The sequence below is a fragment of the Pseudomonas sp. TE4620 genome (assembly GCF_056279045.1).
Genome location: NZ_JBWBQO010000001.1, coordinates 4,157,632 through 4,170,966 on the forward strand (window position 1 = coordinate 4,157,632; position 13,335 = coordinate 4,170,966).

The following is a 13,335-nucleotide window of genomic DNA, read 5'->3' on the forward strand; positions in this document are numbered from 1 at the left end:
TTGGGGGGCTGCTGCCCCGGTTGCTAACGACAAGGAGAGATCGGGATGGTGTTTTCATCCAACGTGTTTCTGTTCCTGTTCCTGCCGATCTTTCTCGGCTTGTACTACCTGAGCGGGCAACGCTATCGCAACGCCCTGTTGCTGCTGGCCAGCTACGTGTTCTATGCCTGGTGGCGGGTGGACTTCCTGGCGCTGTTTGCCGGGGTCACCCTGTGGAACTACTGGATCGGCCTGAAAGTCGGCGCCGCCGGCGTGCGCAGCAAGCCGGCCCAGCGCTGGCTGCTGCTGGGGGTTGCGGTCGACCTGGGCATCCTCGGCTACTTCAAGTACGCCAACTTCGGCGTCGACAGCATCAACGCGATCATGACCTCGTTCGGCCTTGAGCCGTTCATCCTCACCCATGTGCTGCTGCCGATCGGTATCTCGTTCTACATCTTCGAGTCGATCAGCTACATCATCGACGTGTACCGCGGCGACACCCCGGCAACCCGCAACCTGATCGATTTCGCCGCCTTCGTGGCGATCTTCCCGCACCTGATCGCCGGCCCTGTGCTGCGTTTCAAGGACCTGGCCGACCAGTTCAACCACCGCACCCACACCCTCGACAAGTTCTCCGAAGGCTGCACGCGCTTCATGCAGGGCTTCATCAAGAAGGTGTTCATCGCCGACACCCTGGCGGTGGTCGCCGACCATTGCTTCGCCCTGCAGAACCCGAGCACCGGCGACGCCTGGCTCGGCGCCCTGGCCTACACCGCGCAGCTGTACTTCGACTTCTCCGGCTACAGCGACATGGCCATCGGCCTGGGCCTGATGATGGGCTTTCGCTTCATGGAGAACTTCAAGCAGCCGTACATCAGCCAGTCGATCACCGAGTTCTGGCGGCGCTGGCATATCAGCCTGTCGACCTGGCTGCGCGACTACCTGTACATCACCCTGGGCGGCAACCGCGGCGGCACCTTCGCCACCTACCGCAACCTGTTCCTGACCATGTTGCTGGGCGGCCTGTGGCACGGCGCCAACTTCACCTACATCGTCTGGGGTGCCTGGCATGGCATGTGGCTGGCGATCGAGCGGGCCCTGGGCATCAACGCCGCGCCGCAGCGATTCAACCTGGTGCGCTGGGCCTTCACCTTCCTGCTGGTGGTGATGGGCTGGGTGATCTTCCGCGCCGAAAACCTGCACGTCGCCGCACGCATGTACGGCGCCATGTTCAGCTTCGGTGACTGGCAACTGTCGGAGCTCAACCGCGCCAGCCTCACCGGCCTGCAAGTGGCAACCCTGGTGCTGGCCTACGTGACTCTGGCGTACTTCGGCCTGCGCGACTTCTATCGCAACGCCAGGCCCGCGCCCAAGGCCAGCCCGGTGGCCGTGCATGCCGACGGCAGCCTGAGCCTGGACTGGGGCCTGTACGCCACCCGCGCGTTGGTGCTGCTGCTGTTCGTGGCCTCGATCCTCAAGCTCTCGGCGCAAAGCTACTCGCCGTTCCTCTACTTCCAGTTCTGAGCGAGCCGACCATGACCCGACATTTACGCAAACTCTACGCCCTGCTGTTCCTCGCCCTGTTGCTGGGCCTGGGCCTGTGGTCGCTGGGCGGCCTGGGCAGCTTCCAGCGCACTGCGCAGATGAGCGCCCTCGACGGCAAACTGGCCAAGGCCGCCGAAACCCACTACGACGAGCAGTTCCCGCTCAAGCGCATCGGCACCAACCTGTGGGCGGCGCTGGACTTCAAACTGTTCAACGAAGGCCGCCCGGGCGTGGTGCTGGGCCGCGAGCACTGGCTGTTCAGTGACGAGGAGTTCAAGCCGGTGGCCAACAGCGACCAGTACGAACAAGAGAACCTGGCGCTGATCCGCGGTGTGCGCGACACCCTGCAGCAACACGGCGTGCAACTGGTGCTGGCGATTGTGCCGGCCAAGGCGCGGCTGTATCCGGAGTATGTCGGCGAACAGACCCCGGCCAGCCTGCACACCGACCTGTACAACGAGTTCCACGCCCAGGCCCGCCAGGCCGGCGTGTTCGCCCCCGACCTGCTGGCGCCGCTGCAAGAGGCCAAAGCCCGTGGCCAGGTGTTCCTGCGCACCGACACCCACTGGACGCCGATGGGCGCCGAAGTGGTTGCCCAGCACCTGGCCGCCGCCGTGGCGCGCCAGACCCTGCTCAACGGCGAGCCCCAGCAGTTCGTCACCGAACAACGCCAGAGCACGCCATACAAGGGCGATTTGACCAACTTCCTGCCGCTCGACCCGCTGTTCAGCAACCTGCTGCCGCCGCCGGACAGCCTGCAAAAACGCAGCACCCGCCCGGCCGAGGCTGAAGGTGAAAGCGGCGATGCATTGTTCGCCGACAGTGAAATCCCGGTGGCGCTGATCGGCACCAGCTACAGCGCCAACCCCAACTGGAACTTCCTCGGAGCCCTGCAGCAAGCGCTGCGCAGCGACGTGGTCAATTACGCCGAAGACGGCCATGGCCCACTGCTGCCGATGCTCAAGTACCTGCAAACCGACGCCTTCAAGAACAGCGCGCCGCAAGTGCTGATCTGGGAGTTCCCGGAACGTTATCTGCCAATGAAAAACGACCTCAGCGCATTCGATCCGCAGTGGATCGCGCAGCTGAAAAAAACCCGCAATGCCAATCAAGACCTGGCCCTGTCGTCCCATCGGACGGAAAACTGAAGAGGAAACGCACATGACCTTGCATACCCAAAAGCTGCGCATCGCCAAAGCCTGCGCCCTGGCCGCCGGCCTCAGCCTGCTCTCGCTGCAAGCCCTGGCCGGCGCCGACGCCGCGCTGTATGGCCCGACCGCGCCGAAAGGCTCGACCTTCGTGCGCATCTACAACGCCGGCGCCCAGCCAGTGAGCGCCAGCGTTGGCAACACCCAGATCAGCGAAGTGGCAGCCCAGGGCAGCAGTGACTTCAGCTTCATGCCCCAGGGCGATTACAGCGCCAAGGTCGGCAGCCAGAGCCTGCCGGTCAAGCTCGCCGCCGATCACTACTACACCCTGGTCAACAACGCCTCGGGCCAGCCGCAACTGGTCGAGGAGCCACCGTTCAAGAACAAGCAGAAATCCCTGGTGCGGGTACAGAACCTCAGTAGCCAGGCCCTGACCCTGAAGACCGCCGACGGCAAGACCGAAGTGGTCAAGCCGGTGGCCGCCAAGGCCCGTGGCGAGCGCGAGATCAACCCAGTCAAGGTCAGCCTGGCGCTGTATGAAGGCGATAAAAAAGTCAGCGATCTGAAGCCTGTGGCTCTGGAGCGCGGCGAAGCAGCGGTGCTGTACGTGACCGGTTCCGGCAGCAGCCTGTCGCCGGTCTGGGTCAAGCGCCCGGTATCCACCCGTTAACCACCTGCCTATTTCTATTTTTGGAGAACACCCATGATTCCAGTCATTCTGTCCGGTGGTAGCGGTTCGCGTCTGTGGCCGCTGTCGCGCAAGCAGTTTCCCAAGCAGTTCCTGGCCCTGACCGGTGAACACACCCTGTTCCAGCAAACCCTCTCGCGCCTGGTGTTCGACGGCATGGACGCGCCCATCGTGGTCTGCAACAAAGACCACAAGTTCATCGTCAGCGAGCAGCTGCAAAGCCTCAAACTTCAAACCCAGGGCATCCTCATGGAGCCCTTCGGCCGCAACACCGCGCCGGCAGTGGCACTGACCGCGATGAAGCTGGTTAACGAAGGCCGTGACGAGCTGATGCTGGTGCTCCCGGCCGATCATGTGATCGACGACCAGAAAGCCCTGCAACGGGCCCTGGCCCTGGCCACCGTGGCCGCCGAGCGCGGCGAGATGGTGCTGTTCGGGGTGCCGGCGACCAAGCCGGAAACCGGCTACGGCTACATCAAGTCGAGCCAGGACGTGCTGCTGCCCGAAGGCGTCAGCCGGGTGGCGCAGTTCGTCGAGAAACCGGATGAAAAACGCGCCGCCGAGTTCGTCCGGGCCGGTGGCTACTTCTGGAACAGCGGCATGTTCCTGTTCCGCGCCAGCCGCTTCCTCGAAGAGCTGAAAAAGCACGACGCCGATATCTACGACACCTGTCTGCTGACCCTGGAGCGCAGCGAGGAAGACGGCGATAACCTGAGCATCGACGAAGCCACCTTCGCCTGCTGCCCGGACAACTCCATCGACTACGCGGTGATGGAAAAGACCCAGCGCGCCTGCGTGGTGCCGCTGTCGGCGGGCTGGAGCGATGTCGGCTGCTGGTCGTCGCTGTGGGATGTGCATGAAAAAGACCACAACGGCAACGTCACCAAGGGCGACGTGGTGGTCCAGGACAGCCACAACTGCATGATCCACGGCAACGGCAAGCTGGTATCGGTGATCGGCCTTGAGAACATCGTCGTGGTCGAGACCAAGGACGCCATGATGATTGCCCACAAGGACAAGGTCCAGGGCGTCAAGCAACTGGTCAACACCCTCAACGAACAAGGCCGCAGCGAAACCCAGAACCACTGCGAGGTGTACCGACCGTGGGGCTCGTACGACTCGGTGGACATGGGCGGGCGTTTCCAGGTCAAGCACATCACCGTCAAGCCCGGTGCCAGCCTGTCGCTGCAGATGCACCACCACCGCGCCGAGCACTGGATCGTGGTGTCCGGCACTGCCGAGGTGACCTGCGACGAGAACGTGTTCCTGCTCACCGAAAACCAGTCCACCTACATCCCGATCGCTTCGGTGCACCGCCTGCGTAACCCGGGCAAGATCCCCCTGGAGATCATCGAAGTGCAGTCGGGCAGCTACCTGGGCGAGGACGATATCGAGCGCTTTGAAGATATCTACGGACGCTCGACGCCGATCGAGCGCGGGATCTCGATCAAGACCATCGCGCAGTAAAACCCCAATCGCGGGGCAAGCCCGCTCCTACACATTGTGGGAGCGGGCTTGCCCCGCGATGCTTTTTGGTTAGGATGAAAGCACCCCCACCCACAAGGTTCGCTCCATGTTCATCGGCGCCCTGCTCATCCTCACCTGGCTGGTCCTGCTGCTGCGCTACCCGGCCAAAGCCCTGCCGATTTCGCTGGCGGCACTGTTCGGCCTGGGCCTGGTGGCGTTGTGGGTGGTCTGGCTGGACAACCGCGAAGCCAGGCAACTGGCCCACCTGGAGCTGCGCCTGACCTACGCCCCGGAGCAATGCCCGGCCGATCGCCCGCTGCAGGTGCACATCAACAACGGCAACCCGGTGCCACTGGTGGAGCTGCGCTGGCGGGTCGCGGCCTATGCCCCGGGCGATACTGTCAACCTCGCTGAGAACACCTACGCCGCCCCGCGCTACCGCGGCCCCGGCGAGCTGCAGCCCGGCGCCAGCTGGCAGGAGTGCCTGCCGTTGCCGCCACTGCGTTCCGGCTACCGGCCACAGAGCGTCGACTACCGCGCCGAGCACCTGCAAGGCAGCTTCGCCGACTGAGCACCTGGTATTTTTGCCAGGTTACCCAAGCGGCAAAATCCTGTTGAATGACTCCGCGTACTTCACTGCCTAGCGGAGTAAGGTCATGGTCGATACATCGCCAGCGGTTCAGGACCAGTTCAAGCAACTGTTCGAACGGATCAATCATCATCAACCGCTGGCCAGGCCCGTGGTGATCCTGGTGTATTCGGACACCTGCCCGGCATGTGCCGATGCCAAGCGCAACGTGACAACCCTGGCCGATAACGGCTATCGGGACCGGGTTGACTTCTACCAGCTGACATTCGCTGCCTTTCAAACGTTGTCCCTCGACACCCAGGTCACCCACGTGCCCACTCAACTGCTGTATGACAGGGCAAGCCAACGCCAGCTCTGGACCGGCATTTGCACCGATCGGTTGGAAAATGCATTGAAAACGCTGATTGCTGAACTATGATCCAGTACCCCCACTGCTCAAGGACAGCAGCTCATGCCCAGCGTGTTGATCACCGGATGCTCCAGCGGTATCGGTCTGGCTTTGGCCGAGACCTTCAAGAATGCCGGTTTCGAGGTCTGGGCCACGGCGCGCAAGGCCGAGGACGTAGACCGCCTGGCCGCCAGCGGCTTCAATGCCCGCCAACTGGACGTCAATGACCAGCAGGCGCTGACGCAACTGGCCGGTGAACTGGAACAGCACGGCCAGGGCCTCGATGTACTGATCAACAACGCCGGCTACGGCGCCATGGGGCCGCTGCTCGATGGCGGCGCCGAGGCGATGCGCCGGCAATTCGAAACCAATGTGTTCGCCGTGGTCGGGGTCACCCGCGCATTGTTCCCGGCGCTACGCCGCAACAAAGGCCTGGTGGTGAATATCGGCAGTGTTTCCGGGGTACTGGTCACGCCGTTCGCCGGCGCCTACTGCGCCTCCAAGGCGGCCGTGCACGCCCTGAGCGAAGCCTTGCGCCTGGAAGTGGCGCCCTTTGGCATACGGGTCATGGAAGTACAGCCTGGCGCAATTGCCTCGCAATTCGCCAGCAACGCCGGGCACGAAGCCGAACAACTGATCGGTGAACAATCGCCGTGGTGGCCGCTGCGCGAAGGCATCCGTGCCCGCTCACGCGCCTCCCAGGACAAACCGACCCCAGCGGCCGACTTCGCCCGCGATGTCCTCAAGGCCGTGCGCCAGCCAGAGCCGGCGGCGCTGGTACGCCTGGGCAATGGCAGCCGCGCCTTGCCGCTGCTGCAAAACTGGCTGCCGCGGGGCTTGCTGCAGCGCGTGCTGAAAAAACGCTTCGGCCTGGACCGCGCGCTCTAGGCGATCGAGCGCAGCACGCCGGGTGCATGACCGCGCAACGATCACCCCTGGGCGGCGGTCTGCAACGGCTCGCTGAACGGCTGCCATCCACCGCCCAGCGACTTGTACAAGCCAACCAGGGCCTGGGACACCGCCGCCGAACTTTCGACCCACTGCTCCTGGCTGGCCAGCAAGGCGCCCTGCACGCTGAGTACATTGAGAAAGTCCACGGCGCCCTCGACATACTGCTGCTGCGCGGTCTGCAGGGCGATGCGGTTCTGGCGCACGGCCTCTTCGAGCAGGTCGCGACGCAACTGGCTGGCGTTGTACAGGCGCAGCACATCGTCGATTTCGTGCCAGGCGCGCAGTACCACCTGCTGGTAGCGCAGGGCCGCTTCCTGCTGCTGGGCTTCGCGCAACTTGAGCACGCCGCGCAGGCGCCCGCCTTCGAAAATCGGCAAGTTCAGTTGCGGGCCGATGGCGAATCGACGCGCATCCCAGCTGCCGAAATCCGACAACTGCAGTGACTGCAAACCGACATTGCCCGACAAGCGGATGCTCGGATAAAAATCCGCCTTGGCCACCCCGATACTGGCGGTGGCGGCATGCAGCTGGGCCTCGGCCTGAAGAATGTCCGGGCGCCGCTCGGCCAGCTCCGACGGCACGCCGATGGCAAAGCGTTGCTGCGGCGTCGGCATCGCGCCTGGCTCCAGCAATTCGGCCTGCAGGCTGCGTGGCGGCTCGGCCAGCAACAGGCCGAGGGCGTTGATCAATTGTGCCTGGCGCTCTTCCAGGGTCGGCAGGCGGGCCTCGACCGAGGCGACCTGAGCACTGGCCTGGGCCACATCGAGGGCGGTGGCTACCCCGTCGCGCAGGCGCATTTGCGACAGGCGCAGGCTGTGCCGCGAAACCTCAAGGTTCTCCCGGGTGACGGCCAGGGTGCTCTGCACCGCTCGCAGCTGGATGTAGTTGCCGGCGGTCTCGGCCAGCAGCGACAACAGCACGCCACGGCGGTCGTTCTCGGCGACTTCGACCACCGCGTCGGCGGCTTCGACCTGGCGGCGTACGCGGCCCCAGAGGTCAAGCTCCCAACTGGCGGTAAAGTCGCCCTGCCAGAGGTTGAAGGCCGACTTGCCGCCGTTGCCGGACGGGTCGTTGAGGCCTTCGGCACTGTTGCGCGCCCGGCTGTATCCGCCGCCCAGATCAACCGACGGGGTTTGCTCGGAAGCGATGCTCATGCGCAGCGCGCGGCTTTGCAGCAAGCGCGCGCTGGCGATCTGCAGGTCGAGGTTGCGCTGGCTGGCGCGCTCGATCAGGGCACTGAGCTTGGGGTCGTGAAAGCTTTCCCACCAGCGCTGCTCCAGCGGTGTGGCCTGGGCCTGACTGGCGGCGGGGGTTTCCTGCAGCGCCGGCCATGCGGCCGGGGCATGGCTGTCAGGCGCGCTGAAATCCGGGCCCAGGCTGCAGCCGGCCAGCAGGCTCAGCAGCAGCGGGCAAAGGGCGAATGCAGGTTTCATCGGGCGCTGACCTCTTTACCGGTACTCAGGCTCGCGCCGGTATCGATCGTGGCCACCACCGACATGCCGACCCGCAGGCGATCCAGCAATGGCTGGTTGGCGTCGAAGACAATTTTCACCGGAATGCGCTGCACCACCTTGGTGAAGTTGCCGGTGGCGTTGTCCGGCTTGACCGCCGCGAAGGTGACACCGGTAGCCGGGGCGATGCTCTCGACCCGCCCGTGCAGGTATTCATCGGCGAAGGTGTCCACGCGGATCTGCACCGGCTGCCCGGGTTGCACGTGGGTCAGTTGGGTTTCCTGGAAGTTGCCGAGCACATAGGCGTGCTCCAGCGGCACCACCGACAGCAACCGCGCCCCCGGGTTGACGTAGGCGCCAACGCGCAGCGCGCGCTCGCCGACCATGCCGTCGATGGGTGCGACGATGCGCGTGTACGACAGGTCCAGTTGCGCCCGCTCAAGGCTTGCCTGGGCATGTTTGAAGCCCCCTTCGGCGCTGTCGACCTGGGCGCTGAGGATATCCACCTGCTTGCGCGCCGCCGCCAGCGCCGCCTGCGAGTTGGCCAGCCGCGCCCGCGCCTGATCAACCCGGCTGCGCGCCTGCTGGGCGTTCTGCACGGTACCGGCGCCCTGCTCGGCCAGGCGGCTGTGGCGGGTCAGTTCGTGATTGGCGAAGGCCAGCTCAGCCTGGTCGGCACTGACCGCGGCCTGGGCCTGGTCGATCAGCGAGGCCTGGCGCTCGAGGGTCGCCCGGGCGTTGTGGCTTTGCGCGCTGGACACCAGCAGTTGCGCCTGCGCCGCCGCCAGCGCCGCCTGGTAGTCGCGGTCGTCGATCTGCGCCAGCAACTGGCCGGCCTTGACCTGCTGGTTGTCCTCCACCAGCACCTGCTTGATAAAGCCGGCCACCTTCGGTGCGATCACCGTGTAGTCGGCAGACACGTAGGCGTCGTTGGTGCTCTGCGCGCTGTCGTGGCCCAGCAGCATCGGGCCGAACACGCCGGCAATCCCTGCCACCACCAGGGCGGCGACGATCAAGGCGGTTTTTCGGTGAGTTGTTGTCGTGGTCATGTCTTTCTCTCAAATCCGCAAACCTAGGCCACCGCGCGCGGTGGGTAGATCCGGGTAGGCACAAAAGGAATCAGTACAATCAGCGCCGCAGCCAGCAGTGCCATGCACAGGTAAAGATCGGCCGAGGTCAGCACCAGGGCTTGTTCATGGATGCGCCTGGCCAGGCCCGGGGCGCTGCTGTCGGCCAGCGGCGAATTGCCCAGGCTGTCGACCAGCGCATTGGAGTGAAAATGCCGGCGCACGGTGGTCAGCGCCTCGATCAAGCCGGCCGCAACCACCGAAGCCAGGCCCTTGACCGTGTTGAACCAGGCCGAGGCAAACGGCCCGTCCTGTGGGGTCATGCCGCCGGTGGCCAGCATCAGCAAGGGGATCACCGACATCGGCTGGCCGAAGATGTGCAGCAGTTGCAGCAGGTAGAAGTTGTCGCGAATCCACACGCTGGTGAGCTGGGTGCCCAGCGCGCACGACAGCGACAACATGCCCAGCCCCGCCGCCAGCACCCAGCGGCAATCCACTGCGCGAATGTTGCACAGCGCCGCCACCAGCGGCAGCGCCAGCAACTGCGGCAAGGCCACCAGCAGCATCAGCGGGCCGGTCTGCGCCGGGCGGTAACCCTGGATCTGCGCCAGGTAGCTGGAGGGGATGATGATCACTGCCGTCAGCACGATCAGCACGCCGAACAGGGTCACCAGGGCGTGGGTCAGGTTGCGCACCTTGAGCATCTGCAGCTTGAAGAATGGCAGCGGCTCGGACCACTCGTTGCACAGGAACAGCACCAGCAGCACCAGGCCGCCGCCGAGCAGCCAGCAGATCAGCGGCGAGTCGAACCAGCCCATGCGATCCCCCAGGGTCAGGCCGATCACCAGCGTGCAGATGGCCGGCAGGCCGAGCAGCAGCCCGCGCCAGTCGAACTGCCTGAAGCGCTCCAGGCGCAGCGGGTCCTGGGGCAGGCCCCAGGCAACACAGGCCATTGCCAGCAATGACGGCAGAATGATCTGCCAGAACGCCCACTGCCAGCCGACATATTCAGTCCACAACCCGGCCAGCGGCGTGCCCAGGTTGGGCCCGAAGGTCGCGGTCAAGGCATAGCCGGCCAGGCCGTAGACCTTGATCCCCGGCGGCAGGAAACGCAGGGCGACGCTCATCAGCATCGGCGGCAACGCCCCCGATGCCAGGCCCTGCAAGGTGCGCAGCAGCATCAGGCTGGACAGGTTGGGCGCATACGGCTGCACCAGCCCGAGCAGGGCAAACACGGCAATGGCGCACAGGGTAAAACGGCGCAGGGAAAAGGTCGCCGCCAGCCACGGCGAAAAGGCCATGGCCGAGACCGACGCCGCCGAATACACCGCGATCAGCCAGGCGCCCTCATCGGCGCCGATGAACATGCCACCACGGATATCGGCCAGCGAGGCTTTGGTGACCATCTCGTTGAGGCCGGCGCAGAGCACCGCCAGCAGTACCCCGAGCAGGCCGACCAGAATGCGCGTGCCAAAAGCTGCCGGCGCTGCCGTAGCGGCAACCGGTCGGGGCAGCACAGGTAAAGGAGTCGCGGTCAGCGAACTCATCACAGACATCTCCGGACAAACAAAAGAACCGGCGCAAGTCTATGAAGGGGCAATGCTTACGAAAACTGACATATTGGCAGTTTACTAGTGCAGCAAACGCAATCGACTGGTTCAGCGTTGCTCGCTGCAGCACGCCTTGAGGGTCTGGCGCAGCCAGCGGTGGGCCGGGTCGTTGTCAAAACGCGGGTGCCAGGCCTGCATCACCGTCACCCGTTCCAGTGGCAACGGGATGTGGAACGAGCGCAGCGGCAGGCCGAGCTTGGTCACGCTGCTGAGGATATTGGCCGGCATCGGCAGCAACAGGTCGGAGTCAGGCAAGGAGAACATCGCCGAATGAAAGCTCGGGGTGATCAGCGCCACCCGCCGCTGCACCTTGTAGTTGGCCAGCTCGACATCGATCGGGCCGTTGGCGCGGCCGCGGCGCGAGACGCTGATCTGCGGGTAGGCGGCAAAGCGCTGGGGGGTGATTTCGGCCTCGAAGATCGGGTGATCCTGGCGCGCCAGGCCGACGTAGATGGTGTTGAACAGGCTCTGCATCTTGATCTCGGGGCCCAGGTCGATGGTCGAGCTGACGATCAGGTCAGTGCCGCCGTCGCGCAGCACCGCATCATCGTCACCACCGCCTTCCGGGACAAAACGCAGCACGGTGTGCGGCGCCTGCTCGTGCATCATCTGCAGCAGTTGCGCGCCATACAGGGCGATGAACAGGTCGTTGGTGCGGATGTTGAAGGCCCGGTCGAGGGTTGCCAGGTCGACTTCTTCGCGGCTGCGAAACACCAGCCCGGCCTGCTCGACCAGGGCCCGCACCTGCTCGTGCAGGGCCAGCGCCCGCGGCGTCGGCACCAGGCCACGGCCGGCGCGGACCAGGATCGGGTCGCCGATGGCCTCGCGGATTCGCCCCAGGGTCCGGCTCATGGCCGCCGGGCTGAGGTTCATGCGCCGCGCTGCGCCGACCACACTGCCCTCATCAAGCAGGGCATCGAGAGCGACCAACAGGTTCATATCCGGGATCTGCATTGCCAGGCATCCATGACGGGTAAACAAGGGCCGATCTTAACAGCTCGGCAGCGGCCATCGGGTTGCGCGTCACGCAACTACACAGTGCATGCCAGGCCATTTATCCGCAGGCCGCCGATCCTCAACAATAGCCGGCTCGACTGCCGCCCAGAGAAGCCGCCCATGCTCAGCCCCGTATTGATTGCCATCGATGGATCGCCCGCCTCCCAGGGCCTGGTCGAGCTCGCGCAACAGTACTGTTTGCCCAACTGCCATCGCCTGCAGGTGGTGCTGGCCATCGACAGCGCCTTCGCCCTGAGCGACGGCCCGGGGGCGATCAGCCTGTACGAGCAGCAGGAATACCCGGCGGCCACCGATGAGCAGCGCCATGCCGTCCAGGCCGTGCGCCAGGCCCTGGAGAACCTGCGGGCGCTGGGCTTCGAGAGCGAAGGCAGGCTGGTGCCGGGCGAGCCGGTGGCGGCCATCGTGACTGCTGCCCGCGCGCTTGAGTGCGAGCTGATCATCATCGGCCACCGGCACTTGAACCGCCTCGGGCGATTGCTCGACCCGTCGATCAGCAATAAGGTGATTGATCAGGTCAGTTGCCCGGTGCTGGTGGATTCGCGTCAGGCTTGAGGCGCTTTTAGCCTTCTTTCCGAGCCGGCTTGACCACCACCGTGCAGGTGGTCCCCGCCGCCAGTAAAAAGCCTTCCGGCACTTCATCGATGTGAATCCGCACCGGCACCCTCTGGGCCAGGCGCACCCAGTTGAAGGTCGGGTTGACGTCGGCGATCAATTCTCGGCTTTCAGGGTTGTCGCGGTCATAGATACCGCGCGAGATGCTCTCGACATGGCCCTTGAGCCGCTCGCCGCTCATCATCTGCAGCTCGGCCTGGTCACCCACGCGCACGTGCGGCAGCTTGGTTTCTTCGAAAAAGCCATAAACCCAGAACGAGTCCTTGTCGACCACCGCCATCTTCGCCTCGCCGGTGCGCGCGTAATCGCCGCGATGAACGTTGAGGTTGGTGACATAGCCATCGACCGTGGCGAGGATCCGGGTTCGCTTGAGGTCCAGCTCGGCCGCCGCCAGCTGGGCCTGGGCCTGCTGGTAATCGGCCAGCGCCGAGTTGGCGATGTTGCTGGCATCGTCACGGTTCTCCCGCGAGATCACCAGGTTGTCCATGTCGGCGCGGCGATGGGCGTTGACCTTGCGCATCTCCCAGGTGGCCTTGCGCGAGGCGACCAGCGCCTGGGCCTGGCGGACCGCCACCTGGTAATGCTCGGGGTCGATCTGCAGCAGCACGTCGCCCTTCTTCACCAATTGGTTGTCGCGCACCGGCACGTCGACCACATAGCCCGGCACGTCGGCGGCGACGTTGATGATATCGGCGCGCACCCGCCCGTCACGGGTCCAGGGCGTGTTCATGTAATGCACCCAGAGCTGGCGACCGATCACCACGGCAGCGGCCAGCACGAGCAAGGTGGCGATCAGGCTGAAAAACTTTTTCATCAACAGGGG

Annotated in this window: 13 protein-coding genes; 8 read left to right on the forward strand and 5 right to left on the reverse strand. The window is 64.8% G+C overall.

Annotated features, from left to right (window positions below; translation table 11 throughout):
• Positions 1-45: 45 nt before the first annotated feature.
• The 7 genes from ACZ9A3_RS19205 to ACZ9A3_RS19235 all read left to right on the forward strand — a co-directional run bounded on the left by ACZ9A3_RS19205 (position 46) and on the right by ACZ9A3_RS19235 (position 6,692).
• Complete coding sequence (locus ACZ9A3_RS19205; RefSeq protein WP_195884985.1) at positions 46-1,503, forward strand: MBOAT family O-acyltransferase; 1,458 nt, start codon at positions 46-48, stop codon at positions 1,501-1,503.
• 11 nt (positions 1,504-1,514) lie between these two features.
• Positions 1,515-2,672: an alginate O-acetyltransferase gene (locus tag ACZ9A3_RS19210; RefSeq protein ID WP_476253005.1), complete on the forward strand. Its 1,158-nt coding sequence runs from the start codon at positions 1,515-1,517 to the stop codon at positions 2,670-2,672.
• A 13-nt stretch (positions 2,673-2,685) separates the two neighbouring features.
• Positions 2,686-3,342, forward strand: a complete 657-nt coding sequence (locus ACZ9A3_RS19215) for an alginate O-acetyltransferase AlgF (protein WP_045197222.1) — start codon at positions 2,686-2,688, stop codon at positions 3,340-3,342.
• A 33-nt stretch (positions 3,343-3,375) separates the two neighbouring features.
• Positions 3,376-4,827, forward strand: a complete 1,452-nt coding sequence (locus ACZ9A3_RS19220; protein WP_045197221.1) for a mannose-1-phosphate guanylyltransferase/mannose-6-phosphate isomerase — start codon at positions 3,376-3,378, stop codon at positions 4,825-4,827.
• A gap of 106 nt (positions 4,828-4,933) precedes the next feature.
• Entirely contained in the window at positions 4,934-5,398 is a 465-nt protein-coding gene (locus tag ACZ9A3_RS19225; protein ID WP_045197219.1) for a hypothetical protein, read from the forward strand.
• 85 nt (positions 5,399-5,483) lie between these two features.
• A complete protein-coding gene (locus tag ACZ9A3_RS19230; protein WP_093379691.1) occupies positions 5,484-5,834 on the forward strand; it encodes a thioredoxin domain-containing protein in 351 nt (116 codons plus the stop codon).
• Positions 5,835-5,867: 33 nt separating this feature from the next.
• Positions 5,868-6,692, forward strand: coding sequence for an SDR family oxidoreductase (locus ACZ9A3_RS19235; protein WP_093379686.1), 825 nt, complete (start codon positions 5,868-5,870; stop codon positions 6,690-6,692).
• Between the two features lie 41 nt (positions 6,693-6,733).
• Here the strand turns inward: ACZ9A3_RS19235 and ACZ9A3_RS19240 are convergent, their stop codons facing one another.
• The 4 genes from ACZ9A3_RS19240 to ACZ9A3_RS19255 form a co-directional block, all read right to left on the reverse strand.
• On the reverse strand, positions 6,734-8,188 hold the full coding sequence (locus tag ACZ9A3_RS19240; protein ID WP_258607995.1) for an efflux transporter outer membrane subunit: 1,455 nt from the start codon (positions 8,186-8,188) through the stop codon (positions 6,734-6,736).
• Positions 8,185-9,255, reverse strand: coding sequence for an HlyD family secretion protein (locus ACZ9A3_RS19245; protein ID WP_213603305.1), 1,071 nt, complete (start codon positions 9,253-9,255; stop codon positions 8,185-8,187). The genes ACZ9A3_RS19240 and ACZ9A3_RS19245 overlap by 4 nt, the downstream gene beginning before the upstream one ends.
• A gap of 23 nt (positions 9,256-9,278) precedes the next feature.
• Positions 9,279-10,820, reverse strand: coding sequence for an MFS transporter (locus tag ACZ9A3_RS19250; RefSeq protein WP_476253006.1), 1,542 nt, complete (start codon positions 10,818-10,820; stop codon positions 9,279-9,281).
• Between the two features lie 111 nt (positions 10,821-10,931).
• Positions 10,932-11,837: a LysR family transcriptional regulator gene (locus tag ACZ9A3_RS19255; protein ID WP_045197211.1), complete on the reverse strand. Its 906-nt coding sequence runs from the start codon at positions 11,835-11,837 to the stop codon at positions 10,932-10,934.
• A 162-nt stretch (positions 11,838-11,999) separates the two neighbouring features.
• Between ACZ9A3_RS19255 and ACZ9A3_RS19260 the strand changes: the two genes are divergently transcribed.
• On the forward strand, positions 12,000-12,452 hold the full coding sequence (locus tag ACZ9A3_RS19260) for a universal stress protein (RefSeq protein WP_213603301.1): 453 nt from the start codon (positions 12,000-12,002) through the stop codon (positions 12,450-12,452).
• 7 nt (positions 12,453-12,459) lie between these two features.
• Here ACZ9A3_RS19260 and ACZ9A3_RS19265 read toward each other — a convergent pair whose 3' ends face one another.
• Positions 12,460-13,326 (reverse strand): efflux RND transporter periplasmic adaptor subunit, encoded by an 867-nt coding sequence (locus tag ACZ9A3_RS19265; RefSeq protein ID WP_093379665.1) that lies wholly within the window; start codon positions 13,324-13,326, stop codon positions 12,460-12,462.
• Positions 13,327-13,335 lie beyond the last annotated feature (9 nt).